This window comes from Pseudonocardia sp. ICBG1142 (assembly GCF_020496255.1).
Taxonomy (GTDB): domain Bacteria; phylum Actinomycetota; class Actinomycetes; order Mycobacteriales; family Pseudonocardiaceae; genus Pseudonocardia.
The window spans coordinates 1,424,551-1,449,933 of record NZ_JAHLJC010000030.1; the positions used below are offsets into that span (position 1 = coordinate 1,424,551).

The window sequence follows — 25,383 nt, forward strand, 5'->3', positions numbered from 1 at the left end:
GCCGAATCAATCCGAGATGAACGGGCTGCCGCAGTATGTACTATACCACTGGTTTCCGGCGTGATGAAATTCAGGATCTTGTCGCTATAGTGTATGAGCAGGATCAGCGGGACGCGACGGAGGCACGTTTGTCTTGGCCGCCGGTTCTGGGGTTGTTCTGGTCGGTGGTGATCACGTTGGCGTATCTGCGCGGGAATCGTGTGCAGTGGGAGTTGGCGGAAACCTATGGGGTGTCGCAGTCGACGGTTAGTCGAGCGATCACGGGGGTGACACCGTTGCTGGCACAGGCGCTGCGGAGTGTCGTTCCGACGGCAGAGGAGCTTCGTGCCGATCGGCAGTACATCATCGATGGAACCTTGCTGCCCTGCTGGTCATGGGCCGCGGTGCCGGGTCTGTGGTCGGGCAAGCATCGCACCACCGGCGTCGTCGTCCAGGTCGCAGCCACCCTGGAAGGGCAGCTGTCGTGGATCTCCGACCCGACCCCAGGCTCCCGACACGACCTATATTGCCTCGACCAATCCGGCGCCCTCGACCACCTCGCCACATACCCCCCGATCGGCGATAAAGGATACATCGGGCGCGGCATGCTCACCCCGTTCAAAAAACCACCCGGCCGGGAACTTCTCGACTGGCAAAAAACATTCAACAAGAGCCTCAACCACACACGCGCCACCATCGAACGAGTCATCGCCCATATCAAAACGTGGAAAGTTCTCCACGCAGACTACCGGCGGCCCTACGCCACATTTAAAACGACAATCTCGGCAGTCATCGGACTCATCTTCTACACACTTACCTGACGGAGCCTGAATAAGCCTCAATGTCTATGTCGACGACCAAGACCAGGCGAAGCGGTTCTACTGCGATGTGATGGGATTTGAGATCAAGCACGACATTCCGATCGGAGAGCATCGCTGGCTCACCGTCACCGCCCCCGGTGACCCGGAGGGGCCGCAGCTGCTGCTCGAGCCCGATGTGCACCCCGCCGTGAAGACCTACAAGACGGCGCTGGTCGAGGACGGCATCCCGCTGGCGGCCTTCGAGGTCGACGACGTGCAGGCCGAGGTGGACCGGCTCGTCTCGGAGCACGCCACCACCGTCGTCCAACGACCTACCCCCGCCGGTGAGGTGACGATCGCGGTCGTGGACGACACCTGCGGGAACCTGATCCAGCTGTTCTCCTACTGACGGCCGTGATCCGGCACGTCGAGAAGTACCTGAGTGCTGTCGAGGGCCGCCCGGACAGCGCTCATGTACTGGTCGACGTCGTCCGGGCGGCCGGGGCAGCGGGTGACCACTTCCCCGAGGGGCGGTGGGTCAGTGGCGGTACCAGTCGTCGCCGTCGCCGCCCGCCCGGCGGATGAGGTAGTCCCGCAGTGATCCGGCGACCCGGTGGCGCGAGTCGGTCTCGTGGTCCCACACGACCACCTCCGGGCGGTTCGGCAGTGCCGGGAAGCCGAACAGGTCGCCCCCGCCGTTGTCGGCGAAGAAGATCAGCTGGTCGAAGGGCAGGTAGAGCTCGGCGAGGCCGGGGTCGCGGCGCAGGGCCAGGTTGTCGTCGACGATCTGCCGGGCCGGATGGACCAGGGCGGCGCCGTGGCGGCCGTGCAGTCCGTCGGTCTCGAGGAGCAGCGCCCGCAGGTCCGGGGGCACCTCGTGGCCCAGCTCGGTGCCGATGGCATCGACGTCGTCCGGGGAGGCCGGCCGGGCAGGCTCGACGACGTCGAACAGCCGCTGCGCCAGCTCGATCCACACCCGGCGACCGTACCGGTGCGACGGGGCGGGTCAGCGGCCCGCGGTCTCCTCCGGCGTCTCACCGAAGGCGCGGGTGTAGGCCACCCGGAACCCGCCGGGCCGGACGAAGCCCCACCGGCCCGCAATGCGCTCCACCGCCGTCGCGTCGCCCGTCGCGCGCAGGTCGTCGCGCACGCCGTGGAGCCGGGCGCGCCACAGCACGGTGGCCGGGTCGGTCCCGGCCCGGCGCAGCCCGGCCAGCACGGTCCGGGCCGGGGCCCCGGTCAGCCGGGCCAGCTCCGTCGGGTCGACGGGACGGTGCGCGTGCGCGCGCAGGTGCTCGGTGACGCGGCGGACCAGGCGGGCGGGCAGCGCCGGGGTGCGGGCCGGCCCGCGGCGGGTGACCTCGTCGAGCACGGTGTTCGGGAACGTCTCCAGGAACCGGGACGCCAGCAGCCCGAACGCCTCGTCCAGCGCGACGGACCCGTCCAGCAGCATCGGGTTGCCGAGCACCCGGTCCCGCACGTGCACCACGGTGGCGGCCCAGCGGCGCGCGTGTTCCTCGCTCAGCGGGGTGATCCCGGTCAGCCGCACCCGGTCGGTCGCGACGCCGTGCACCTGCCCCGCCCAGCGGGTCAGGGCCGCCGGGTCGAGGCCCACGACGTCGAGGTCGATGTCCTCGGCGAGGTCGCGGAAACGGCCCTCGGGCGGGAGCACCCCGACGTCACCGGGCCGCAGCACCACGGTGCCGTACGCCTCGGTGTCCAGGCGCATGCGTCCGCCCTGCACCAGATCGACGACGAACTCGTTCTCGACCGGGTCGACCATCGCGTCGATCTCGGCGGTGACCCACAGGTCGCTCAGCGAGAACCCCGGGGCGGCGACGGTCTCGTTCCCCACCTCGAAGTCGCGGCCGTCGCCCGCCGGCAGCACCACCGCGCCCCCGTAGAACTCCGCGACGAACCGTTCGACGTCGGCCGCCGACTCCATGCGGAAGCTCAGGCGTCGCACCCCGTTGCCGGGAGGCTGACCGTTCACTCGCCCTCCACCGGTGCACCGGGTGATCGGAAGCGGAAAGCTACCCCGTGACCGGGCATCGGCGCGACTCGCGCGGCCGCGGAACCGTCGGGGTTCGGCCGTAGCCTCCACCCATGGCGACTCCCTGGACGATCACCGTCGACTGTGCCGACGCACACCTGCTCGCGGAGTTCTGGAGCGCTGCGCTCGGCTACGCCCCCGCCCCGCCACCGACCGGGTTCGCGACCTGGGAGGCGTGGCTGGTCCACCACGAGGTGCCCGCCGACGAGTGGGGCGACGTCGCCGCGATCAGCGACCCGGAGGGCGCGGGCCCGCGGATCTCGTTCCTGCGGGTCGACGAGCCCCGCACGGTGAAGAACCGGCTGCACCTGGACCTGCAGGTCACCGGGGGTCGGCACCTGCCGGACGAGCTGCGCGGCGAGCGGCTGGGCGCGGAGGCGCGACGGCTCTGTGCGCTGGGCGCACGGGTCGTCGAGGAGCACCTGTCCCCAGGTTCTCCACATGTGGACCACCTGTGGATGGCCGACCCGGAGGGCAACGACTTCTGCATCGTGTGAGGCCCCCGATCATCACCCGGGAGGGCTCGGGCGCCGGGGCCGCGCCGGGTTCGCCGCCGACCTGCCCGTCGACGGCGGGTCGTCCGCCTCGAGCGGCCGTCCGCGGACGGCCGGACCGGGGTCAGGCGGCGTCGGCGAGATCCGCGACGTCGTCGGCGCAGCCCCAGGACAGGGTGATGCCGGAGCCGCCGTGCCCGTAGTCGTGGATCACCCGCGGGCGGGTCGCGGTGGCGGGCTCGGCCTCCAGCCGCACCTCGGGGCGGGCCGGGCGCAGGCCCGCGAGATGCTCCAGGACCTCGGCGTCGCGCAGGGCCGGGACGATGTCGCGGCAGCGCCGCAGGATCGCCTCGCCGGCGGCCGGGTCGGGTGTCGCGTCCCAGACGCCGTCGTCGAGGGTGCCGCCGAGGATGCAGTCGTGCGCGCGGGGGTGCACGTACGCGCGGCCGCCGGGGTGCGCCTCGTCGCGGACCGACATCGTCAGCCCGGGGTTGGTGACGCGCACGATCTGCCCGCGCACCGGGGTCACCGTGCTGTCGCCGACCAGGGTGCGCGCGCCCAGCCCGGAGCAGTGCACGACGAGGTCGGCGTCCCGCCCTGCCTCGTCGAGCCCGGTGACGCGCCGGCGTTCCAGGGCGATCCCGCGCCGCCCCGCCTCGGCGGCCAGCCATGGCAGGTGCACCGGCATCTCGACCAGTGGCACCGCGAAGCGCAGGCCGTGGGCGTAGCCGGGCGGCAGCTCGTCGGGCCGGGCCGGGCGGACGTCGCCGACGGCGTCGGCCCACCACTGCGGCTCCGGCGCCGCCCGGTAGAGGGTCAGCGACTCCCGCATCACGACGCCGGGGACGCCGTCGGCCGCCTGACGGGCCAGCTCGGCGAAGGTGCGCCGTCCCCAGTCGAGGACCTTGTCCCGCGGACCGGCCCGGGTCGGGAACCACACGGCCGCGGCCAGGTGCGACGTCGACGCCTCCACCGGCACGTCGGCCAGCACCCGGACCGACCAGCCCCGCTCCCGCAGCCGGAGCGCGCAGCTCAGGCCCGCGATCCCGGCGCCGACCACCACGGCCCGTCGGTTGGCTCCCATGCCGGCGATCCTCGCAGCCGCTTGCCCCGGATCGTCATCCGGACGTCGACGCCCGGTCACCCCCGGCGCGCAGACTCGGCCCGGTGACCGCACCGCTGCTGACCGGCCCGGCCCTGGCCCACCGGGTCGCACTCGTCCTCGCCGTCCCGCTGCAGGCCGCGCTGGGCGCCCGGCCGGTCGACGACGCCGACCCGGCCGCCGGGGTCGCGTTCGAGATCGGTGAGCTCGCCGACGGCGGCGCGGGCGGTGCGCACGCCGGTGCGCTGGCCGTCGGGCTGGAGGTGGGGGCGTTGCTCGCCGTCCTGCCGCACCTCACCGAGGCCGAGCACGCGGTGTCGGTGTCCACCGCGGTCACGCTGCCCGCTCAGGCCCCGCGGGGCGGGGAGGTCGCGTTCCGCGGAACGCTCGACCGGCGCACCGGCCGGTCCGCGTTCACCTCGGTGACCGCCGTCTGCGCCGGCGCCGTCGTCGCCAGGGCGCAGATCGTGAAGGCCGTCGTCCGCGTTCAGCCGGCGTAGGCGGCGTCGAAGAACGCCAGTTCCAGGTCGACCGCGCGCACGAACAGCGCCGCGACCCGCTCGCGGTGGGCGGGGTCGAGCCGGTCGGCGGCACGGTCGAGCTCGTCGCGCAGGAACGCGACCCACTCCTCGAACTCGACACCGCGGTGCAGCTCGATCCACTCGCGGGAGATCCGGTCGTCGGGGGTGGTCGCGCCCGGCCGGGTCGCCCAGTCCAGGTACAGCCACTCGGCGACGACCAGTACGGCCAGGGTCTCGGCGTACCCGGCGTCGCGGGCCTCGCCCATCAGGTCGACGAACCCGACGGTCGGCGCGGCCCGCTCCGGTTCGGCGTTCCCGTCGAGCTCACCGAGCGAGCGCTCGAAGTAGTCGTTCTCCGGGCTCGCGACCAGCCCGAGCTGACGGGCCAGCCGGACCCGCGGGCCGGGCCGGTCTGCCGTCGCGACGGCGGCGCCGAGCAGCGCGAGGAACGAGTCGACGAACTGCAGGTCCTGCTCCAGGTAGTGCCGGAGCACACCACGGTCCAGGGCGCCGGACCACAGCTCCTCGACGAACCGGTGCCCCACCGCCGCGTCCCAGGTCGCGGCCGTCGACTCCCGCAGCTGCGCGCTGAATCCCATGCCGCCCAGGCTAGGCGTCACCCCCGGAGACCTCCCCGGGGTGTGACAACGGGCGACGCCCGGGTGACCATTGCGCATCGCACCGGCCACCGCCGGCTGTGGCACCGAGGAGGGGGAGGCGCCATGACGGAGACCACGCACCGGCCGGAGGCCGGTGGCGAGCTGAGGGCGGGGCTGCGCGACCGGCACGTCACCATGATCAGCATCGCCGGGGTGATCGGCGCCGGGTTGTTCATCGGCTCCGGCAGCGCGATCGCCACCGCGGGCCCCGCGGTGCTGCTGGCCTACCTCTTCGCCGGGACGCTGGTCGTGCTGGTGATGCGGATGCTCGGCGAGATGGCGGCCGCGGAGCCGGACTCCGGCTCGTTCTCCACCTATGCCGACCGGGCGATCGGGCCGTGGGCCGGGTTCACCGTCGGCTGGCTGTACTGGTGGTTCTGGGTCCTCGTCATCCCGGTCGAGGCGACGGCCGCCGCGCTCATCCTCAACTCGTGGCTGCCCGGGGTCCCGCAGTGGGGCTGGGCGCTGGCCGTCACCGTGCTGCTGACGGTGACCAACCTGTTCTCCGTCGCCAACTACGGCGAGTTCGAGTTCTGGTTCGCCCTGCTCAAGGTGGTCGCGATCATCGCGTTCATCGTCGTCGGGGTGCTCGCGGTGCTGGGCCTGCTGCCCGGGTTCGTGGGCGACGACTCGTCGGTGTCGGGGCTGTCCCGGCTGGTGTCCGAGGGCGGGTTCCTGCCGAACGGGCCGGGCGCGGTGGTCGCCGCGGTGCTGGTGACGATGTTCAGCTTCATGGGCACCGAGATCGTCACGATCGCGGCGGCCGAGTCCGGCGACCCGGCGCGCGGGATCGGCCGGGCCACCCGCTCGGTGATCTGGCGGATCGCGGTGTTCTACCTGGCCTCGATCCTGCTCGTGGTCGCGATCGTGCCGTGGAACGACCCGCGGCTGCCCGCGGTCGGGTCGTACCAGGCGGCGCTGGAGGCGCTGGACGTGCCGTCGGCCAAGCTCATCGTCGACGTGGTGGTGCTCGTCGCCGTCGCGAGCTGCCTGAACTCGGCGCTGTACACGGCCTCGCGGATGCTGTTCTCGCTCGGCCGCCGCGGGCAGGCCCCTGGCCTGGTCAACCGGACCACCTCGCAGGGTGTGCCGCGGTTCGCGGTGCTCGGGTCGACGCTGGTCGGGTTCGTCGCGGTGATCGCGAACTACGCCTTCCCCGAGGAGGTCTTCAAGACCCTGCTCGCGACCTCCGGCGCGATCGCACTGTTGGTCTACCTGGTCATCGCGGTGTCCCAGCTGCGGATGCGCCGGGTCCTGGAGCGCGACGGCGTCGCGATGCCGGTGCGGATGTGGGCCTACCCGGTGCTCACCTGGGCGGTGATCGTCGTGATCCCGGTGGTGCTCGTCTACATGGCCGCCCGCGAGGGCTCGCGCTTCGAACTGGGCATGACCGGGCTCATCGCGGCCGTCGTCGTGGGTGTCGGCGTGCTGCTCACCCGGCGTCACACGCGGGCCGCCGTGCGGTGAGCCCGCGGCGCTCGCCTACGGTGATCACGCGCGAAGGGGGTGGGCGATGACGGCGCGAGCACTGGTCCGCAACGGCGCGATGCCGCTGTGGCAGCAGCTGCTGGCGGACCTGCGCCGCCGGCTGTCCGACGGTGAGTTCGACGAGGCACTGCCCGGCGAGTTCGCGCTGGCCGCCGACTACGCGGTCAGCAGGCACACGGTGCGGGAGGCGCTGCGCCGGCTGCGGGAGGACGGCGCCGTCGTCGCCGGGCGGGGGCGGGTCGCCCGCCCGACGGTGCGCTCGGAGATCGAGCAGCCGCTCGACGAGCCGTACTCGCTCTACGTGGCGGTCGAGTCGGCCGGGCGCACCCAGCGCAGCGTGGTGCGGACCTTCGAGGTCCGTGCGGACGGCGTGGTCGCGGCCCGGTTGGGACTGGAGGAGTCCACGCCGCTGGTACACCTGGAGCGGCTGCGGCTCGCCGACGCCGAGCCGCTCGCCGTCGACCGGGTGTGGTTGCCCGAGGAGCTGGCGGCGCCCCTGCTCGACGTCGACTTCACCCACACCGGCATCTACCCCGAGTACCGGCGCCGCTGCGGGATCCGTGTCGACGGGGGCATGGAGAACATCCGGGCGGTGCTGCCCGGGCGCGGCGAGCGGGAGCTGCTCGGCATCGACGAGGGCGTCGCCGCGCTGTCGATCGAGCGGCTCGGCCTGTCCGCCGGGCGTCCCGTGGAGTGGCGGCACACCCTGGTCCGCGGCGACCGGTTCTCGGTCACCGCCCAGTTCTCGGCCCGCTCGGGCTACCGGGTGGACCTCAACGAGCCGAACTGACCGGGGCGCCTCGGACCGGGGCCGGAACACCGCACTCGGAACCGGATCGCCGCGGGCCGGGATCGGAACGCCGCACGCCGGAACCGGAACGCCTCGGGCCGCAGGGCCTCAGGCGGGGACCGAGACGCCGATCCCGCCGCGGGTGTCCGCGCCGTATCGGGCGATCTCGGCCGCGAGGTCGAGCGGCTCGATGCGCATGTCGTGGTCGTCGGCGCCGTCGACCAGGGCGGCCGGGACCAACCAGCAGACCTCGAACTCCAGCCCGTCGGGGTCCCGCGCGTAGAGCGCCTTGGTGGTGCCGTGGTCCGAGGCGCCGACCAGCGCCCCGGCAGCCTGGAGCTGCTCACCGATCCTGGCGAGCTCGCCGAGCGTGTCGACCTCCCACGCCAGGTGGTAGAGCCCGACGGTGCCGCGACCCGCCTGCGAGGCCCCGGCCTGCGCGCCGATCCCGAACAGGGCGAGGTCGTGGTCGTTGGTCGACCCCTCGGCCTGCAGGAACGCGCCACGGCCACCGGGGAGCTCGACGACGGGGCGGAAGCCGAGCGTGTCGCGGTAGAAGTCGACGCTGCGTGCGACGTCGCGGACGTAGAGGACGGCGTGGTTGAGGCGCTGGACGGGCATCCCGGTCTCCATCGAAAGAAGTTGAACTCTCAACTCATACGGTACGCCCGTGCCCCGGCGAGTTCAACGGGTGACCAGCCACGTGAGGACGACGGCCGAGCGGGTGTGGTCGACGTTCGCCGCCAGTCGCAGCCGTTCCAGGGCGTCCTCCAGGGACTGCACGTCGCGCGAGCGCAGCAGGACCAGTGCGTCGGCCTCCCCGGTCACCGTGCCCGCCGTGACGACCTCGGGCACCGCGGAGAGCATCCGCTGCAGCTCGGCCGGCGCGACCGTGCCGCGGCAGAACAGCTCGACGTAGGCCGCCACGCCCGGGGTCCGTTCGGCGTCCGGGTCCACCTGCATGGTGAAGCCCTGCACCACGCCGCGGGCGGTCAGCCGGTCCACCCGCCGCCGCACCGCCGACGCCGACAGGCCCACCCGCCCGCCCAGGTCCGCCCAGCTCGCCCGGCCGTCGACCCGCAGGAGGTCCAGCAGCCTGCGGTCGATCGCGTCGATCCCGTCCACGACGCCGGATGCTAGCCCGGCACGCCCGGATCCGGCTCGGAACCGATGCGGCACGCACGGATCGTGCGCTGTATGCCGGGAAACGCACGGGGTGTGCGCGCCATGCTGTGCGCATGACCTCTGTGATGATGTGCCGCCCCGAGCACTTCACGGTGAGCTACCGGATCAACCCCTGGATGCGTCCGGAGCAGGCGACCGACACCCGGCTCGCGCTGGCCCAGTGGGAGACCCTGCACGCGGTCTACCGGGACCTCGGGTTCGACGTCCGGCTCGTCGACCCGCTGCCCGGGTACCCGGACATGGTCTACGCCGCCAACGGCGGCACCGTGATCGACGGGACCGCGCTGACCGCCCGGTTCCGGCACACCGAGCGCGCCGCCGAGGGGCCCGCGTACGGCGCGTGGTTCCGCGCCGCAGGGTTCGCCGTGCACGAGGCCCGCCACGTCAACGAGGGCGAGGGCGACCTGCTGCTCGTCGGCGACACCGTCTACGCCGGCACCGGGTTCCGCACCGACCCGCGTGCGCACGCCGAGGCCGCGGAGGTGTTCGGCCGCGAGGTCCTGTCCCTGCAGCTCGTCGACCCGCGCTACTACCACCTCGACACGGCGTTCGCGGTGCTCGACCCGGCCGGCGGGCCGGGCGCGGTCGCCTACCTCCCGGCGGCGTTCGACGACGCCTCCCAGGAGGTGCTGCGGTTCCGCTTCCCGGACGCGGTGATCGTCTCCGACGAGGACGCGTCGGTGCTGGGTCTGAACTGCTTCTCCGACGGCCGCACCGTCGTCCACGCGCCGCAGGCCGAGAAGTTCGCCGCCGACCTCGCCGAGCGCGGGTTCGGCACCGTCGGCGTCGACACCTCGGAGCTGCGCCGCGGCGGTGGCGGGATCAAGTGCGCCACGCTGGAGCTGCGGTCGTGACCGCCGTGGTCCCGGGCACCGACCGGCAGATCGCCCTCGCCGAGGAGTTCGGCACGGCGAACTACGCGCCGTTGCCGGTGGTGCTGTCCCACGGCGACGGCGCCTGGGTCACCGACGTCGACGGCGTCCGCTACCTCGACGCGCTCGCCGGCTACTCCGCGCTCAACTTCGGGCACCGCCACCCCGCGCTCACCGCGGCCGCGCACGCCCAGCTGGACACGCTGACCCTGACCGCGCGGGCGTTCCACAACGACCGCCTGCCCGGGTTCCAGCGCGACCTCGCCGCCCTGACCGGCACCGAGGCCGTGCTGCCGATGAACACCGGGGCCGAGGCCGTCGAGTCCGCGGTCAAGATCGCCCGCGCCTGGGGCTACCGGGTGAAGGGCGTGGCACCGGGGGCGGCCCGGATCGTCGTCGCCGCGGGGAACTTCCACGGCCGCACGACGACGGTGGTGTCCTTCTCCGACGACCCGGTCGCCCGCGACGACTTCGGCCCGTTCACCCCCGGCTTCGACCGCGTCCCCTACGGCGACGCCGACGCGCTCGCCGCGGCGCTCACCGACGACACCGTCGCGGTGCTGCTCGAACCGGTGCAGGGCGAGGGCGGGGTCCTCGTGCCGCCGCCGGGCTACCTGCGCACGGTCCGCGAGCTCACCGAGCGGCGGGGCGTGCTGCTGGTCTGCGACGAGATCCAGTCCGGGCTCGGCCGGGCCGGGGCGACGCTGTGCACCGACCTGTCCGGGGTGCGCGCCGACCTCTACACCCTCGGCAAGGCGCTCGGCGGCGGGATCGTGCCGGTCAGCGCCGTCGTCGGCCGGCGCGACGTGCTGGGCGTGCTGCGCCCCGGCGAGCACGGCTCCACCTTCGGCGGCAACCCGCTCGCCGCCGCCGTCGGGTCCGCGGTGTGCGCACTGCTGGCGACGGGGGAGTACCAGGCCCGGGCCCGCGAGCTCGGTGCGCACCTGGACACGCGGCTGCGCGCGCTGCCCGGGATCACCGCCGTGCGCGGGGTGGGGCTGTGGTTCGGCGTCGACGTCGACCCGCGGATCGGCACCGGCCGCGACGTGTGCGTCGCGCTCGCCCGGCGCGGGGTGCTGGCCAAGGAGACCCACGGCGTGACGGTGCGGCTGTCCCCGCCGCTGGTGGTCACCCACGACGAGGTCGACGTGCTGGTGGACACGTTCGGGGACGTGCTCGGAGACCTTTCCCGCGGGTAGGTGGCAGGCTGTCCGCCATGCCGACCCTCGTACTGCTGCGTCACGGTCAGAGCGACTGGAACGCGAAGAACCTGTTCACCGGCTGGGTGGACGTGCCGCTCTCCTCCCAGGGCGAGGCCGAGGCCCGCCGCGGCGGCGAGCTGCTGGCCGAGGCGGGCGTCGCGCCGGACGTCGTGCACACCTCCCTGCTGCGCCGTGCCATCTCCACCGCGAACATCGCCCTCGACGCCGCCGACCGGCACTGGATCCCGGTCAGGCGCGACTGGCGCCTCAACGAGCGCCACTACGGCGCCCTGCAGGGCAAGGACAAGAAGCAGACCCTGGAGCAGTACGGCGAGGAGCAGTTCATGCTCTGGCGCCGCTCCTACGACACCCCGCCGCCGCCCATCGAGAAGGGCTCGGAGTTCTCCCAGGACGCCGACCCGCGCTACGCCGGTGTCGACGCGCCGCTGACCGAGTGCCTGGCCGACGTCGTCGACCGGTTCCTGCCGTACTGGACCGAGGCCGTGGTGCCGGACCTGCGCGACGGGAAGGTCGTGCTGCTCGCCGCGCACGGGAACTCGCTGCGCGCGCTGGTGAAGTACCTAGACGGGATCTCCGACGCCGACATCGCCGGCCTCAACATCCCCACCGGCATCCCCCTCGTCTACGACCTCGCCGACGACCTGGCGCCGACGAACCCGGGCGGGCGCTACCTCGACCCGGCCGCGGCGCAGGAGGCCATCGCCGTGGTGGCGAACCAGGGGCGCTGACCGCGCCCACCCCTCTCTCGCACCCGAACGGGCCCCTCGCACGCACCTCTCGTACGAGGAGCCCGTTCGTGGGACACGAGGGGACCGGACGGGGTTCGCTGAACCCACGGTGAACGGGGACCGAACAGTGTCGCGCGAAGGGGTCGCGGGCGTCACCATCCGGTGTCCGGCGCTGGTCAGGGGGTACCCCCGGCTGCCTACCATGCACCCGTGACCACGCTCGCGTGGCTGATCTCGGCCCTCGCCCTGCTCCTCGGTCTCGCCGCCGGGGTGGCACTGGCGCGACGGTCGTCGCACGGCCGGACCAGCCCCGGCACCGGCCGCCCTCCGGCGGACCCTGTCGCCGTCGACGGCCCCACCCTCGGCGAGCTGCTGCACCGCACGTTCCGGCAGTCGAGCTCCGGGCTCGCCGTCGTCGGGGCCGGGGGTGAGGTGCTCCTGCACAACCGGCGGGCCGCCGCGCTCGGCGCCGTCACCGGCGAGCGGCTCGACCCGCGCGCGCTCGCCGCCTGCCGGAGGGTGCAGGGCGGGGACCGGCTGCTCGCCTCCGGCGACTACACCGTCGACCTCTCGCCGCTGGACCGCACGCCCCGCGGCCCGGTCGCGGTGCAGGCCCGGATCCGCTCCCTCGGCGACGGCTTCGCGCTCGTCGAGGCCGTTGACACCTCCGAGGTGGCCCGGCTGGAGGCGACCCGGCGCGACTTCGTCGCCAACGTCTCGCACGAGCTCAAGACCCCCGTCGGCGCGGTCGCGCTGCTGGCCGAGGCCCTGCTCGACAGCCTCGACGGCCTGGAGCGCGCCGACGGCGGCGAGCCAGACCCGGACGCGGTCGGCGAGGTCCGCCGGTTCGGCGACAAGCTGCTGCGCGAGGCGACCCGGATGGGCAACCTGGTCTCGGAGCTGATCGCGCTGTCCCGGCTCACCGGTGCCGAACGGCTGCCCGCGCTGGCCGCCGTCGACGTCGACGAGGTCGTCTCCGAGGCGCTGGCCCGCAGCCGCAACTCCGCCGAGTCGCACGCCGTCGAGATCACCGCCGACGAGAACTCGGGGCTGGTCGTCGACGGCGACCGCACGCTGCTGGTCACCGCGCTGACGAACCTGCTGGAGAACGCGATCGCCTACTCCGCGGCGGACTCGTCGGTGTCGGTGAGCCGGCGCGCGGTCGACGGCTCGATCGAGATCGCCGTGACCGACCGCGGCATCGGCATCGCCCCCGAGCACCAGCAGCGGGTCTTCGAGCGCTTCTTCCGGGTCGACCCGGCCCGCTCGCGGGCCACCGGCGGCACCGGGCTCGGCCTGGCGATCGTCAAGCACGTCTGCGCCAACCACGGTGGCGAGGTGCGGCTGTGGAGCCGCCCCGGCACCGGATCGACCTTCACCATGCGCCTGCCCGCCCGGATGGGCATCGGCGGCGCCCCGCACGGTGAGGCTGCCGTCGGCAGCTCCCCCCAGACCGCCGGAACCGGAGGATGAGATGACCAGGGTGCTGATCGTCGAGGACGAGGAGTCCTTCGCCGACCCGCTCGCGTTCATGCTGCGCAAGGAGGGGTTCACCACCGCCGTCGCGGCCAACGGCAACGACGCGCTGAGCGAGTTCGACCGCAACGGTGCCGACATCGTGCTGCTGGACCTGATGCTGCCCGGCATGAGCGGCACCGACGTCTGCAAGGCGCTGCGCTCCCGCTCCGCCGTGCCGGTGATCATGGTGACCGCCCGGGACAGCGAGATCGACAAGGTGGTCGGGCTGGAGCTCGGCGCCGACGACTACGTCACCAAGCCCTACTCGGCGCGCGAGCTCATCGCCCGCGTCCGCGCGGTGCTGCGCCGCGGCGGCGAGGCCGGCGGCGAGACCGAGGGCGGCACCGGCGTCCTGGAGGCCGGCCCGGTGCGGATGGACGTCGAGCGGCACGTCGTGTCGGTCAACGGCGACGAGGTCGCGCTCCCGCTCAAGGAGTTCGACCTGCTGGAGTACCTGCTGCGCAACGTCGGGCGGGTGCTCACCCGGGCCCAGCTGATCGACCGGGTGTGGGGCGCGGACTACGTCGGCGACACCAAGACCCTCGACGTGCACGTCAAGCGGCTGCGGTCCAAGGTCGAGGGCGCCCCCTCGGCGCCCAAGCACCTGGTCACGGTGCGCGGGCTCGGCTACAAGTTCGACGTGTGAGCCAGGGGTTGCCCGACGGCCGATAACAGGTCGGTAACCTGACCGGGTGCGCCTGGCCGTTCTCGACGTGGGGTCCAACACCGTCCATCTGCTGGTGGTGGACGCCCACCGGGGTGCCCATCCGAAGCCCATGTCGTCGGAGAAGGACCAGCTGCGTCTGGCCGAGCACCTCGACCGCAAGGGCGCACTGAGCCGCGACGGGGTGAAGGCGCTGCTGGAGAGCGTGCACCGGGCCCGGGACACCGCGCGGGCCGCCGGCTGCGACGACCTCCTGGCGTTCGCCACCTCCGCGCTGCGCGACGCGACGAACTCCGCCGAGGTGCTCGCCCGGGTGCAGCGCGAGACCGGGGTGGCGCTGGAGGTCCTGCCCGGCGAGGACGAGGCCCGCTGGACCTTCCTCGCCGTCCGCCGCTGGTGCGGCTGGTCGGCCGGGCGGCTGCTCGTGCTCGACATCGGCGGCGGCTCGCTGGAGCTGGCCGTCGGGCGGGACGAGACTCCCGACGTCGCCGCGTCGGTGCCGCTCGGCGCGGGGCGGCTGACCCGCGACGCGTTCACCTCCGACCCGCCGTCGCGGGCGGAGGTCGCCGCGCTGACCGAACGGGTCCGCGACGAGATCGCCCCCATCGCCGGACGGCTGCGTGCCGCGGGCCGCCCGGACCGGGCCGTGGGCACCTCCAAGACCTTCCGGACGCTGGCCCGGCTGGCCGGCGCCGCGCCGTCCAGCGCCGGGCCGGGGGCCCGCCGCACGCTGACCGCGCAGGGCCTGCGCCAGCTGTCGGCGTTCATCACCCGGATGTCGGGCCCCGACCTCGCCGAGCTCGACGGCGTGAGCGCCAGCCGGGCGCACCAGCTCGTCGCCGGGGCGGTCGTCGCGCAGGCGGCGATGGACGCCCTCGGCGTGACCGAACTCGAGATCTGTCCGTGGGCGTTGCGCGAGGGAGTGATCCTCCGGCGCTTCGACATGCTCGATGGGACGAACGGGGACGACCGCTCGGCGCAGACATCCCCGGGCGGGCTTGGACCCTTGACAACGCACAGGGCACGGTGGTCGTGATGAGTGTGGACAGCGGAGAGCCTCGCCAGCGGACGGTCGCGGAGCTCCTGGCCGCCAACGGCGGCCAGCAGCCCGGACGACGCCGCCGTCGTCGCGCCGCGGAGGACGACGAGGGCCCCGGCGCCCCGTCGTCCGCGGCACCCGCGCGGACCGACGTGGCCGCCCCGCCGCGACGCCCGGCGGCCGCCGACCGTGTCCGTCCGCCCGAGGGCGCGGGCGGGTTCGCCCCGCGCGGCGGCGACGGTCCGCCGCCCCTCGACCACCCCTCGTTCCCGCCCGCGCGCCGCCCCGACCCCTCCGAGGGCTCGACCGGGCGCGCGCCGGAGCCGTTCGTGCCGAACGGCAACGCGCCGAACGGCGGTGCCGCCCACGGTGGCACTCCGAACGGCGGCGCCCCGCACGGGAGCGCCGTGAACGGCAGCGGCCCGAACGGCAGCGGCCCGAACGGCAGCGGCCCGAACGGGGCCGCGGCCTTCGGCGGCGCCCCGCCCCGCAGGCCACAGGGCCCGCCCCCCGGGCAGTGGGCCGCGGGCCCCGGACCGGCCACGCAGGCCCGTCCGTTCGCCCCCGAGCCGCAGGGCCCGCCGAACGGTCGCCCCTACGGCCGCGACGACGGCCCCGCCACCCAGGACTGGGGACCCCGCGGCGACGCCCCGCGCCCGTCCGGTCCGTACGGCCCCCCGCCCGGCACCGCCGACGGCGTCGCCGACGAGATCCCGACCAGCCGGCTCGGCGCCCGCCGCCCGACCCCCACGGCCGACGACGACGGTGGCCCGCCCACCCAGTTCGGCGCCCCGCCGCTGGACGACGAGCACGACGGCCCCACCGGACGTGCGCGTCCGGCCGACGCGGGCCCGCCCACCGGCGCCTACGACCCGTTCGCCGACGACTACGACGACCGGCAGGGCTACGGCGACCAGCAGGGCTACGACGACCGGGGCTACGACGTCCGGCAGGGCTATCAGGACCGGGACCAGGGCTACGACGACCGGGACCGGGGCTACGACGCCGACCCCCGCTACGACGGCCGGCACGGCCCCGCCGGATACGACGACGGGCCCGGCTCCGCCGACGGCGGTCGCACCGGTGTGCTGGCCCCCGAGCGCCCCCAGGACGACCGCGACCACGACGACTACACCGACTACGCCGACCACGAGAACTACGACGACTACGAGGACCACGGTGAGCTCGCCGCCGGCGCGGTCGAGGACGACGAGCCCCCGCGCCGCCGCTCCGGGCGCCGCGACGGCGTCACCGACAGCGGTGCGCAGCCGCCCGCGGGCCTCGACGACGAGGCCCCGGCCGGTGCGGCCGGGACCGGCCAGGCCTGGGCGGTCGTCATCGCCCAGTGGATCGGCGGCGCCGTCGCCGGTGCGGCGATCTGGGTGCTGTTCCGCTTCCTGTGGACCTCGCTGCCGATCGTCGCGCTGTCGCTCGCGGTCGTGCTGACCGTCGGGCTGGTGCTCGGCGTGCGGGCCCTGCTGCGCAACGACGACCTGAAGACCACGTTGTTCGCGGTGCTCGTCGGACTGCTGCTGACCGTGTCCCCGGCGATCCTGGTGTTGCTGGACCGGTAACGATGAGCGACGGCGCGACGACTCCACGTTTCGTGACACCGTCGCGCCCGCCCGTCGCCCACCCGACCGGGTCGGCACCCGTCGCGCTGTCCACGGCCTCGGTCTACCCGGAGGGCGTCGCCGCCGGGTTCGAGATCGCCGCCGAGCTGGGCTACGACGGCGTCGAGCTCATGATCTGGACCGACCCGGTCAGCCAGGACCCGCGAGCGGTCGAGCGTCTCGCCCACCGACACGGGGTGCCGATCCTCGCGGTGCACGCGCCCTGTCTGGCCGTCACCCAGCGGGTCTGGGGCGCCGACCCGGTGCACCGGCTGCGGCGCACCGTCGAGGTCGCCGCCCGGCTGGGCGCGCGCACCGTGGTGGTGCACCCGCCGTTCCGCTGGCAGCGCCGCTACGCCGGGGTCTTCGCCGACGAGGTCGCCCGCGCCCACGAGGTCCACGACGTCACGCTGCCGGTGGAGAACATGTTCCCGGTGACCCGCGGCGCGATCAGCACCGTGCCCTACGCGCTGGGCCACGACCCGACGGAGATCGGGTTCGGCGCGTACACCCTGGACCTGTCGCACACCGCCGCGGCCGGGGTCGACGCGCTCGACCTCGCCGAGCGGATGGGCGACCGGCTCACCCACCTGCACCTCACCGACGGCTCCGGAGCCCCGCGCGACGAGCACCTGGTCCCCGGCCGCGGGACGCAGCCGTGCGCCGAGGTGTGCGAGCGCCTGGCCGACTCCCGGTTCGCCGCGGACGGCGGCACCGTCGTGCTGGAGGTGTCGACCCGGCGCTGCCGCACCCGCCAGGAACGCACCGGGCTGCTCGCCGAGTCGCTGCTGTTCGCCCGGCTGCACCTCACGCCGACGATGTCCGCCATCGCTCCTACCCGTGGGTAACATGCCGGCATGAGCAGTACGACGGTCCGGCCGTTCGCCGACGCGCACGACATCGAGCACCTCGGTGACGGCCGGTTCCGCGCCCGGCTCGACGGGACCTGGGCGATCGGGGACAAGGCGTTCGGCGGCCTGCTGATGGTGCTCATGGCCAAGTCCGGGCTGGCCCGCCTCGCGGCCGACGAGGCACCCGCACCCGACCCGCTGGCCGTCGCCGTGGACTTCCTGCGCGCGCCGGACCTGGGGCCGGTCGAGATCACGACCGACCCGCTCAAGATCGGGCGGACGGTGTCCACGGTCGCCGTCCGCCTGCACCAGCAGGGCCGGCTCATGCTGCACTCCACGGTCACCGCGGGTGTGCTCCCGACCGACGCCCCGCGCCTGGACGACGGCTCCGCGCTCGCCGTCGAACCGGACCCGGACGCGCTCGACCCGGCCTCGGCCGAGGGGGGCGCGCGCGGCCTCGCCGCCGCCTGCGAGCTGCGCTACCCGCGCGGTGCCCTGCCGTTCCTGCGCGGCGAGACCGGGCCGCCGGAGATGGCCGGCTGGGTCCGCCCGCGCGGGGAGGAGCCCGACGTGCTGTTCGCGCTGATGTCCGGCGACATCCTGCCCCCGACGGTGTTCAACCTCGGCGGCTCCCTCGGCTGGGCGCCGACGGTGCAGCTCACCGCGCTGCTGCGGGCCCGCCCGGCTCCGGGCTGGCTGCGGGTCGAGTCCCGCTCCGGCGCCGTGGCGAGCCCGTCCGCCGGTGGTGGGGTGTCGAGCGCGCAGTTCGACGAGGACGTCACCGTCGTCGACGCGCACGGCCGTACCGTCTGCCAGGCCCGCCAGCTCGCCCTGGCCCCACAGGCCGGCTGAGGGGTTCCTACGCTCCTCCCATGACGAGGATCGCGGTACTGGGTGGGGGACGGATCGGCGAGGCGCTGCTCGGCGGGCTGCTGGCGGCCGGGCGGGACGCCGGTGACCTGGTGGTGGCCGAGCGGTTCCCGGCCCGGGCGCAGGAGCTGACCGCGTCGCTGGGGGTGACCGCGGCCCCGGTCGACGAGGCGGTGCGCGGGGCCGGGACGGTGGTCGTCGCGGTCAAGCCGCAGGACGTCGTCACGCTGCTCGGCGAGGTCGCCGGAGTGCTGGAGCCTGGCGCGCTCGTCGTGTCGCTGTGCGCGGGCCTGCCGACCTCGCTGTTCGAGGGCGCCCTGCCCGAGGGCACGCCGGTCGTGCGGGTCATGCCGAACACCCCGATGCTGCTGGGCGCGGCGATGTGCGCGATCTCCCCGGGCGCGCACGCGACCCCCGCGCACCTCGACGAGACCGAGACGCTGCTGTCCACCGTCGGCGCGGTGCTGCGCCTGGACGAGGCGAAACAGGACGCCGCGACCGCCCTGTCCGGCTCCGGGCCCGCGTACTTCTTCCTCGTCGCCGAGGCGATGATCGAGGCCGGGGTCCGGCTGGGCCTGACCCGCCCGGACGCGACCGAGCTGACCGTGCAGACCGCGCTCGGCGCCGCGCGGATGCTGCGCGAGACCGGCGAGCACCCCGCGGTGCTGCGGGAGAACGTCACCTCGCCCGCCGGGACCACGGCCGCCGCCCTGCGCGAGCTGGAGCGGCACGGGCTGCGCACAGCACTGGCCGACGCGGTCACCGCAGCGTACGACCGCTCGGTGGCGCTCGGTCGCGGCTGACCGGCCCAGCGGTACCTCGTTCAGCGCATCGTATGACGCAAAGTCACTCGGACGCGCCGTGCCGTAGCACGATCGAGCCCGCCTCTGGCGGACCGATCGTCACATCCGCCCCGGTAGACTGCACCTGCATCCCCCACCACCGGGCGAACCGGGGAACCCCTCTCGGGGGAGGAAGGCGGTGCCCCATGGCGGCGGAACGACCCGAGCCCCTGCGGTCGTCCCAGGTCCAGTTCCTGACGGTGGCCGAGGTCGCGTCGATGATGCGCGTCTCCAAGATGACCGTGTACCGGCTCGTCCACTCGGGCGAGCTGCCGGCTGCGCGGGTCGGTCGCTCGTTCCGTGTGCCGCAGCGCGCGGTCGAGGACTACCTGCGCAACGCCTACTTCGACGCGGGCTGATCCCCGGTGGGGTGACGGCCGGTACGCCCGGGTAGACTGGTGAACCGGCTGCCGACCCCCACCGGTCGCATCGCGTCGTCGCCCGCTCCGGCGGGCGTCGCCCGGCCCGCGCCTCGTGTCCACGTGCACGGGTCGTGCGGGCGGCCCACTCCGAGGTCACCCGGTGGAGCGGTCGCTGACGATCTGCGTCGACACAGGAGGAGCACCCACATGGGCTCGGTCATCAAGAAGCGCCGCAAGCGGATGTCGAAGAAGAAGCACCGCAAGCTGCTGCGCAAGACCCGGGTGCAGCGCCGCAAGCTCGGCAAGTGACTCGCGCACCGGCCGCGTGCCCGCCCTCCGGCGGGTGCGCGGCCGGTGTCGTTGTGGCGGTCCGTACCCCGGTCGGACGCGTCGCGCACCTCACGTGTCCGCGTACCTGCCCGGTGTGACGGGGCGGGTCTACGATCGGACGATCTCGCGTCAGCCCCCGGTGAACGGAGCGCCCATGGACCGGCCGACCCCGAACGTCGTGCTGGTCACCGGGGTCAGCGGCTTCCTCGGCGGGCACCTCGCGGCCCGGCTGGCGGCCGACCCGTCCATCGACCGGGTGCTCGGTGTCGACACCGTCCCGCCGCCCCGGGACCTGCTGAAGCGGATGGGCCGCGCCGAGTTCGTGCGCGCCGACATCCGCAACCCGCTCATCGCGAAGGTCATCTCCTCGGGAGCCGTCGACACGGTCGTGCACGCGTCGCTCTCGGCCAGCCCCGCATCGTCGGGCGGCCGCGCGACGATGAAGGAGATGAACGTCATCGGCACGATGCAGCTCCTCGCCGCGTGCCAGAAGGCGCCGAGTGTCCGCCGTGTCGTGCTCAAGTCGACGACCGCGGTCTACGGCTCCAGCCCGCGCGACCCCGCCGTGTTCGACGAGGCCATCGGGGCCAAGGACCTGCCGTCGGGCGGGTACGCCAAGGACGCCGCCGAGATCGAGGGCTACCTGCGCGGGTTCAGCCGTCGCCGCCCGGACGTCACCACCACGGTCCTGCGGTTCGCCAACTTCATCGGCCCGCGGATGGACACCGTGCTGTCGCGCTACTTCGCGCTGCCGGTCGTCCCCACCGTGCTGGGCTACGACGCACGGATCCAGCTGATGCACGAGGAGGACGGCCTCGCCGTGCTGGAGCGTGCCGCCACCCACGAGCTGCCGGGCGTGTTCAACGTCGCCGCGCACGGGGTGCTGATGCTGTCCCAGGCCATCCGCCGCGCAGGCAAGATCGCCGTCCCGGTGCCGAGCGGTGCGGTCGGGCCGGTCAGCCGGGTGCTGCGGGGCGCGCGCGTCGTGGACTTCTCCCCGGAGCAGATGCGCTTCCTCAACTTCGGCCGGGTCGTGGACCTCACCCGGCTGATCAACGACTTCGGCTTCGAACCACGGTGGACCACCACCCAGGCGTTCGACGACTTCGTGCGCGGCAAGGCGCTGGCGCCGGTCCTCGGCCCGGAGCGGATCGCCTCCATCGAACGGGGCGTGCTCGGCCTGGCCCGGGCGCTGCGGTGACGGGCCGGGACGGCGGCATGCGGGCACACGAGCAGGGACGGCCGGGCGGCCGCGGTGGCACGAGGAAGGGCGACGGCATGGCCGAGGCGCGGGTGATCCCGATCCGGGGCAACCGGGGGCCTGCCCGGCCTGCGCGGGCGGAGGAGCCGTCACGACCCGCGCCGGTCCCCTCCGCGGCCGAGCCCGAGGAGACCGAGGGCCCGGCCTGGGAGGCCGCGCTGGAGCAGGTCCTGGAGTTCCTGCGCCGCAGGCTCGCGGGCGACTACCCGATCGACGAGTTCGGCTTCGACCGCGAGCTCACCGACGCGATGGTGCTGCCCGCCCTGCGCCCGCTCTACAAGCGCTGGTTCCGGGTCGAGACCATCGGCACCCACCACATCCCCGAGACCGGTGGCGCGCTGATCGTCGCCAACCACTCCGGGACGCTGCCGCTCGACGCGGTCATGACCACCGTCGCGGTGCACGACGACCACCCGTCGCACCGGCACCTGCGGCTGCTCGGCGCCGACCTCATGTTCACCATGCCGGTGTCCGGCTCGCTGGCCCGCAAGGCCGGCGCGACGCTGGCCTGCAACCCCGACGCCGAGCGGCTCATGACCTCCGGCGAGCTCGTCGGGGTGTTCCCCGAGGGGTTCAAGGGCATCGGCAAGCCGTTCCGGGACCGCTACAAGCTGCAGCGGTTCGGCCGCGGCGGGTTCGTCTCCGCCGCGTTGCGGACCGGGGTCCCGATCATCCCGTGCTCGATCGTCGGCGCCGAGGAGATCTACCCCAAGATCGGTGACCTGGCGCCGCTGGCCCGGCTGTTCGGCGCGCCGTACTTCCCGGTCACGCCGATCTTCCCGCTGCTCGGCCCGGCGGGGCTGATCCCGCTGCCGTCGAAGTGGTACATCGAGTTCGGCGAGCCGATCCGCACCGACGACCACGCGCCGTCCGACGCCGACGACCCGATGCTCGTGTTCAACCTGACCGACCAGGTCCGGGAGACGATCCAGCACACGCTGTACCGGTTGCTGTCCCAGCGCCGCAACGTGTTCCTGGGATGATCCGACGGCCGGACCCGCTGCGGTGGCTGTGGTACGCCGCCGGCGGGCGGCTGCCCCCGCGGTACCGCGAGTGGGTGCTGCACGACACGACCTGCCGGACCTGGCACCTGCGCCACTTCGCGCGCACCGCGGCGGTGCTGACGCTGCTGTCGGTGCCGCTGGCCCTGGTGATCCCCGGCCCGCTGTGGCTGCGGCTCAGCGCCCTGCTGCTCGGCTGGCTGGTGTCGCTGCAGTACGCGCTGTTCGTGATGGAGGAGTCCGTCGAGCACCGGGTGGTGAAGGCCGGCTACCCCGCGGGCACCGCCCGCGCGACGCGGCTGGAGGCCACCGCCGACGAGCGGGCCGAGGCCACCCGCCGCTACGCCGAGCGCTATCGCGGGGCCCCGCCGCCCTGAGCGGCCGGGCGGGTCAGCGCTTGCGGTAGGCCATCCCGGCCGCGACCGCACCGGCGACGGCGCCGGCGCCGAGCACCGAGGGCACCCCGATCCTGGCGGCCTTGCGGCCGGTCCGGAAGTCGCGGATCTGCCAGTTGCGGGCCTTCGCGACGTCGCGCAGCTCCGAGTCCGGGTTCACCGCGACCGCGGTGCCGACCGCCGAGAGCATCGGGACGTCGTTCACCGAGTCCGAGTACGCGGTGCAGCGACGCAGGTCCAGACCCTCCGACGCGGCCAGCGCGCGGACCGCGTGCGCCTTCGCCGGACCGTGCAGGATCTCGCCGACCAGCCGCCCGGTGTAGAGCCCGTCGACGGACTCCGCGACGGTGCCCAGCGCCCCGGTCAGCCCGAGCCGCCGCGCGATGATGCGGGCCAGCTCGATCGGCGTCGCGGTGACCAGCCACACCCGCTGGCCGGCGTCGAGGTGCATCTGGGCCAGCGCCCGGGTCCCGGCCCAGATCCGGTCCGACATCAGCTCGTCGTAGATCTCCTCGCCGAGCGCGACGACCTCGTCGACCGGACGGCCCGCGACGAACGACAGCGCGGTGTCGCGGTGCCCCGCGATGCCGCCCTTGTCCTCCCGGCCGCCGACCCGGAACTTGATCTGCTGCCAGGCGAACCCGGCCAGGTCGGAGGTGGTGAAGAACTTGCGCGCGGCCAGCCCACGGGCGAAGTGGAAGATCGACGCGCCGACCATCATCGTGTTGTCGCAGTCGAAGAACGCGGCGGCGGTGAGGTCCGGCGGTGCGCCGTCCCCGCCCTCCGGGCCGTCGGGGTGGTCGTCGGCCTCGGCGGCGACGGCCGCGGCGGCGGAGGCCTGCCCCGCCCGCTGCGCGGAGTCGAGTGCGGTCGCCCGCTCCAGCACCCCCGGCTCCTCGGAGAGCCCGGTGTCGATGGGCGGGTGAGACTCGCGGGTCCCGCTCTGGTCGAGAGGGGGGACGGACCCGGGATCACTCACCACGGCGGCCTTCCTGGTGCGACGGCGTCTCGCGTCCCGAGGGGATCGGGGCGCGGCCCCAGCCTACTGCCGGAACGCGGGAGCGGGCCCGGCCTCCGGTACGTGACACGTGTCGACGTACCGGGCGCCGGGCCCGTGCCCGTGGTCTCCGGGGTGGATCAGCCGAGGGTGACCGGGCCGAGGCCCGGCAGCAGCGGCGGGATCGTGATCGGCGGCAGCAGGCGGTTCTGCTCCGCCGACGGCTCCGACGAGCTGCTCGACCCGCTCTCGGAGGTGGCCGAGCCACCGCCGTCCAGCAGCGGCAGCCCACCGCCGTCCTGCGAGGACCCCGAGGTGGTCGGGGTCTGGGAGGTCGAGGTGGCCGGACCGGAGGTCGGCGACGGCGTGCCGGTCGCGGTCTCCGACGGCGTCACCGGCGCGGACTGCTCGACGGCCTGGGCCGAGGACGGCCCACCCGCGGTGCGGCACTCGCCGGGCACCGGGCCGAGGTCGTCGACGGTGCCGCCGCTGTCCGCGGCGCAGCCGGTGCCGGCCCGCAGCGCCTCGGCCCGGGTCAGCACCCGGTCCAGCAGGCGGATGGCCTCCGAGGTCTCCCCGCGGCTCTCGGCGGGCAGGTCGGACTGCAGACGGGTGATGCGCCCGGACTGGGCGGCCGCCCAGGTCCGCAGCTCGGCCAGGCGCGAGGTGTCCGCGCCGTCGGTGCCCGCGCCGGCCAGCATCAGCCTGCTGCCGGTGCTGGTGGCCCGGTCGAAGTCGCCCATCGCGGACGCCACCGCGTCCGGCGACGGCGGCGTGGACCGCGCGACCAGGCTCTCCAGCTCGTCGACCCGGGAGCGGGCCAGGTCGAGCTGGCGGGCGGCCGCGGCCTGCTGGCCGACGGTGAACACCCCGCCGACGCTCTCGCTGGCGCGCTTCATGCCGTACATCGCGTCGCCGGGCAGGGCGTCGCGGCTGACGGTCGAGGTCACACCGGCGATCACCGCGAGCGCGGCGAACCCGCCGACGACGACGCCGAAGCGCTTGCGCACGCTCGGGCGGCGGCGGTCCAGCATCCGGGCGCCGGACGGCGCCGGACGGGCGGAGTCGTCGCGGCCGGGCCCCGCCTCGGCGTCGCGGGCCGGTCCGGCCGGGGCGCTCACCTGCTCGGGGTGGTCCGGGTGGTCCGACGGCAGCACGTGGCGGCCACGGCGCGGACGGCCGCCGCGACCGGTCGGGTCGTCCGCGGCCGGGGCGTGCTCGCCGGCGGCGCGGCGGTTGGACACCGCGTCCCAGTCGAGGTCGTCGGCGATCGGCGGGCCGATCGGCGCGGTGAGGTCGGCCGGGTCGACGCGGTCGAACCGGTCGCCGAACGAGGGCCCGCCGGACTGCTGCCCGACGCCCTCCTGGGCCAGCACCTCGAACAGCCGTGCCCGCATCCGGGCCGAGGCGTGCGGATCGGGCGAGAGGTCACGCCGCGAACGGTCCAGCGCGGCGGCCAGCGCGATCTCGTGCGCCAGCTCCTCCGATGCAGGGGCACCCGCCGGCGCGCGGTCGAAACCGTCGTCGCCGGGATACCCGTCGTCCCATGCCCTGGGCATGCCGTCCGTCCTCACTGCAGTCTCGCGCTGCTCGTCGGCGCGTGTGGCGCCGTCAGTGCGCGCCGGTCGGTACAACGACCGACTGCGGACGAGGTTACGGCCTTCCAACCGTTCACCGCATCGAGTAGTGCGTTCGGCGCAGTGATCGACACACCCTCTCGCGTTCCGGCTGTTCCGGCGGGAGACC

29 protein-coding genes are annotated in these 25,383 nt (G+C 74.2%); 21 read left to right on the top strand and 8 right to left on the bottom strand.

All coding sequences use genetic code 11. From position 1 onward, the window contains the following. The first annotated feature begins 35 nt into the window (after nucleotides 1-35). Both KPL59_RS21010 and KPL59_RS21015 read left to right on the top strand, forming a co-directional pair. Entirely contained in the window at nucleotides 36-800 is a 765-nt protein-coding gene (locus KPL59_RS21010) for a transposase (protein ID WP_226360452.1), read from the top strand. A gap of 10 nt (nucleotides 801-810) precedes the next feature. Further along, a complete protein-coding gene (locus tag KPL59_RS21015; RefSeq protein ID WP_226362120.1) occupies nucleotides 811-1,188 on the top strand; it encodes a VOC family protein in 378 nt (125 codons plus the stop codon). A 129-nt stretch (nucleotides 1,189-1,317) separates the two neighbouring features. Here the strand turns inward: KPL59_RS21015 and KPL59_RS21020 are convergent, their stop codons facing one another. After that, nucleotides 1,318-1,755 (bottom strand): SMI1/KNR4 family protein, encoded by a 438-nt coding sequence (locus tag KPL59_RS21020; RefSeq protein ID WP_226358050.1) that lies wholly within the window; start codon nucleotides 1,753-1,755, stop codon nucleotides 1,318-1,320. A gap of 30 nt (nucleotides 1,756-1,785) precedes the next feature. Continuing rightward, complete coding sequence (locus KPL59_RS37065) at nucleotides 1,786-2,772, bottom strand: AraC family transcriptional regulator (protein WP_226361755.1); 987 nt, start codon at nucleotides 2,770-2,772, stop codon at nucleotides 1,786-1,788. A gap of 113 nt (nucleotides 2,773-2,885) precedes the next feature. Between KPL59_RS37065 and KPL59_RS21030 the strand changes: the two genes are divergently transcribed. Then, nucleotides 2,886-3,329, top strand: coding sequence for a VOC family protein (locus KPL59_RS21030; protein WP_226361756.1), 444 nt, complete (start codon nucleotides 2,886-2,888; stop codon nucleotides 3,327-3,329). A gap of 121 nt (nucleotides 3,330-3,450) precedes the next feature. On the opposite strand, the gene KPL59_RS21035 is transcribed toward KPL59_RS21030, so the two are convergent. Next, nucleotides 3,451-4,410 (bottom strand): FAD-dependent oxidoreductase, encoded by a 960-nt coding sequence (locus KPL59_RS21035; protein WP_226361757.1) that lies wholly within the window; start codon nucleotides 4,408-4,410, stop codon nucleotides 3,451-3,453. A gap of 83 nt (nucleotides 4,411-4,493) precedes the next feature. Between KPL59_RS21035 and KPL59_RS21040 the strand changes: the two genes are divergently transcribed. Further along, complete coding sequence (locus KPL59_RS21040; protein ID WP_226361758.1) at nucleotides 4,494-4,928, top strand: hypothetical protein; 435 nt, start codon at nucleotides 4,494-4,496, stop codon at nucleotides 4,926-4,928. Here KPL59_RS21040 and KPL59_RS21045 read toward each other — a convergent pair. Next, nucleotides 4,916-5,548: a TenA family protein gene (locus tag KPL59_RS21045; RefSeq protein ID WP_226361759.1), complete on the bottom strand. Its 633-nt coding sequence runs from the start codon at nucleotides 5,546-5,548 to the stop codon at nucleotides 4,916-4,918. The two genes, KPL59_RS21040 and KPL59_RS21045, sit on opposite strands and share 13 nt — an antisense overlap. 123 nt (nucleotides 5,549-5,671) lie before the next feature. Here KPL59_RS21045 and gabP point away from each other — a divergent pair, with 123 nt between their 5' ends. Next, nucleotides 5,672-7,075: a GABA permease gene (gene gabP, locus KPL59_RS21050; RefSeq protein WP_226361760.1), complete on the top strand. Its 1,404-nt coding sequence runs from the start codon at nucleotides 5,672-5,674 to the stop codon at nucleotides 7,073-7,075. A 46-nt stretch (nucleotides 7,076-7,121) separates the two neighbouring features. Next, nucleotides 7,122-7,886, top strand: a complete 765-nt coding sequence (locus KPL59_RS21055) for a GntR family transcriptional regulator (RefSeq protein ID WP_060710434.1) — start codon at nucleotides 7,122-7,124, stop codon at nucleotides 7,884-7,886. A gap of 108 nt (nucleotides 7,887-7,994) precedes the next feature. Here KPL59_RS21055 and KPL59_RS21060 read toward each other — a convergent pair whose 3' ends face one another. Together KPL59_RS21060 and KPL59_RS37070 are read right to left on the bottom strand one after the other, a co-directional pair. Then, on the bottom strand, nucleotides 7,995-8,507 hold the full coding sequence (locus KPL59_RS21060) for a VOC family protein (RefSeq protein WP_075312749.1): 513 nt from the start codon (nucleotides 8,505-8,507) through the stop codon (nucleotides 7,995-7,997). A 63-nt stretch (nucleotides 8,508-8,570) separates the two neighbouring features. Then, nucleotides 8,571-9,011 carry an Lrp/AsnC family transcriptional regulator gene (locus tag KPL59_RS37070; protein ID WP_308187927.1) on the bottom strand — a complete coding sequence of 147 codons (441 nt, stop codon included), beginning with the start codon at nucleotides 9,009-9,011 and terminating at the stop codon, nucleotides 8,571-8,573. 8 nt (nucleotides 9,012-9,019) lie between these two features. Between KPL59_RS37070 and ddaH the strand changes: the two genes are divergently transcribed. From ddaH to KPL59_RS21140, 15 genes are all read left to right on the top strand, one after another. Continuing rightward, complete coding sequence (ddaH, locus tag KPL59_RS21070) at nucleotides 9,020-9,925, top strand: dimethylargininase (protein WP_374111648.1); 906 nt, start codon at nucleotides 9,020-9,022, stop codon at nucleotides 9,923-9,925. Next, nucleotides 9,922-11,142, top strand: a complete 1,221-nt coding sequence (gene rocD, locus KPL59_RS21075; protein ID WP_226361762.1) for an ornithine--oxo-acid transaminase — start codon at nucleotides 9,922-9,924, stop codon at nucleotides 11,140-11,142. Before ddaH ends, rocD begins: the two co-directional genes overlap by 4 nt. Nucleotides 11,143-11,159: 17 nt before the next feature. Beyond that, nucleotides 11,160-11,894, top strand: a complete 735-nt coding sequence (locus KPL59_RS21080; RefSeq protein WP_374111649.1) for a phosphoglyceromutase — start codon at nucleotides 11,160-11,162, stop codon at nucleotides 11,892-11,894. 210 nt (nucleotides 11,895-12,104) lie between these two features. Next, on the top strand, nucleotides 12,105-13,367 hold the full coding sequence (locus KPL59_RS21085) for a cell wall metabolism sensor histidine kinase WalK (protein ID WP_060710437.1): 1,263 nt from the start codon (nucleotides 12,105-12,107) through the stop codon (nucleotides 13,365-13,367). A gap of 1 nt (nucleotide 13,368) precedes the next feature. Further along, a complete protein-coding gene (locus tag KPL59_RS21090) occupies nucleotides 13,369-14,058 on the top strand; it encodes a response regulator transcription factor (protein ID WP_226361763.1) in 690 nt (229 codons plus the stop codon). A gap of 46 nt (nucleotides 14,059-14,104) precedes the next feature. Then, on the top strand, nucleotides 14,105-15,112 hold the full coding sequence (locus KPL59_RS21095; protein ID WP_226361764.1) for a Ppx/GppA phosphatase family protein: 1,008 nt from the start codon (nucleotides 14,105-14,107) through the stop codon (nucleotides 15,110-15,112). Continuing rightward, a complete protein-coding gene (locus KPL59_RS21100; RefSeq protein ID WP_226361765.1) occupies nucleotides 15,112-16,689 on the top strand; it encodes a hypothetical protein in 1,578 nt (525 codons plus the stop codon). Before KPL59_RS21095 ends, KPL59_RS21100 begins: the two co-directional genes overlap by 1 nt. A gap of 2 nt (nucleotides 16,690-16,691) precedes the next feature. Continuing rightward, nucleotides 16,692-17,576: a sugar phosphate isomerase/epimerase gene (locus KPL59_RS21105; protein ID WP_226353598.1), complete on the top strand. Its 885-nt coding sequence runs from the start codon at nucleotides 16,692-16,694 to the stop codon at nucleotides 17,574-17,576. A 9-nt stretch (nucleotides 17,577-17,585) separates the two neighbouring features. After that, the gene (locus tag KPL59_RS21110) at nucleotides 17,586-18,431 is read left to right on the top strand and encodes a thioesterase family protein (RefSeq protein WP_075333922.1); all 846 of its coding nucleotides are present in this window, start codon (nucleotides 17,586-17,588) and stop codon (nucleotides 18,429-18,431) included. A 20-nt stretch (nucleotides 18,432-18,451) separates the two neighbouring features. After that, nucleotides 18,452-19,252, top strand: a complete 801-nt coding sequence (gene proC, locus KPL59_RS21115; protein ID WP_226361766.1) for a pyrroline-5-carboxylate reductase — start codon at nucleotides 18,452-18,454, stop codon at nucleotides 19,250-19,252. A 185-nt stretch (nucleotides 19,253-19,437) separates the two neighbouring features. After that, nucleotides 19,438-19,650: a helix-turn-helix domain-containing protein gene (locus KPL59_RS21120; protein ID WP_020625776.1), complete on the top strand. Its 213-nt coding sequence runs from the start codon at nucleotides 19,438-19,440 to the stop codon at nucleotides 19,648-19,650. Between the two features lie 210 nt (nucleotides 19,651-19,860). After that, on the top strand, nucleotides 19,861-19,962 hold the full coding sequence (locus tag KPL59_RS21125) for a 30S ribosomal protein bS22 (RefSeq protein WP_010241351.1): 102 nt from the start codon (nucleotides 19,861-19,863) through the stop codon (nucleotides 19,960-19,962). A gap of 175 nt (nucleotides 19,963-20,137) precedes the next feature. Beyond that, nucleotides 20,138-21,184: an NAD-dependent epimerase/dehydratase family protein gene (locus KPL59_RS21130; protein ID WP_226361767.1), complete on the top strand. Its 1,047-nt coding sequence runs from the start codon at nucleotides 20,138-20,140 to the stop codon at nucleotides 21,182-21,184. Between the two features lie 77 nt (nucleotides 21,185-21,261). Continuing rightward, complete coding sequence (locus tag KPL59_RS21135) at nucleotides 21,262-22,227, top strand: lysophospholipid acyltransferase family protein (protein ID WP_374111663.1); 966 nt, start codon at nucleotides 21,262-21,264, stop codon at nucleotides 22,225-22,227. After that, nucleotides 22,224-22,622, top strand: a complete 399-nt coding sequence (locus KPL59_RS21140) for a DUF5313 family protein (RefSeq protein WP_226361769.1) — start codon at nucleotides 22,224-22,226, stop codon at nucleotides 22,620-22,622. The genes KPL59_RS21135 and KPL59_RS21140 overlap by 4 nt, the downstream gene beginning before the upstream one ends. Nucleotides 22,623-22,635: 13 nt before the next feature. On the opposite strand, the gene KPL59_RS21145 is transcribed toward KPL59_RS21140, so the two are convergent. Together KPL59_RS21145 and KPL59_RS21150 are read right to left on the bottom strand one after the other, a co-directional pair. Continuing rightward, entirely contained in the window at nucleotides 22,636-23,526 is an 891-nt protein-coding gene (locus KPL59_RS21145; RefSeq protein WP_075309978.1) for an HAD family phosphatase, read from the bottom strand. A gap of 251 nt (nucleotides 23,527-23,777) precedes the next feature. Then, on the bottom strand, nucleotides 23,778-25,196 hold the full coding sequence (locus KPL59_RS21150; RefSeq protein WP_226361770.1) for a DUF5667 domain-containing protein: 1,419 nt from the start codon (nucleotides 25,194-25,196) through the stop codon (nucleotides 23,778-23,780). Nucleotides 25,197-25,383 lie beyond the last annotated feature (187 nt).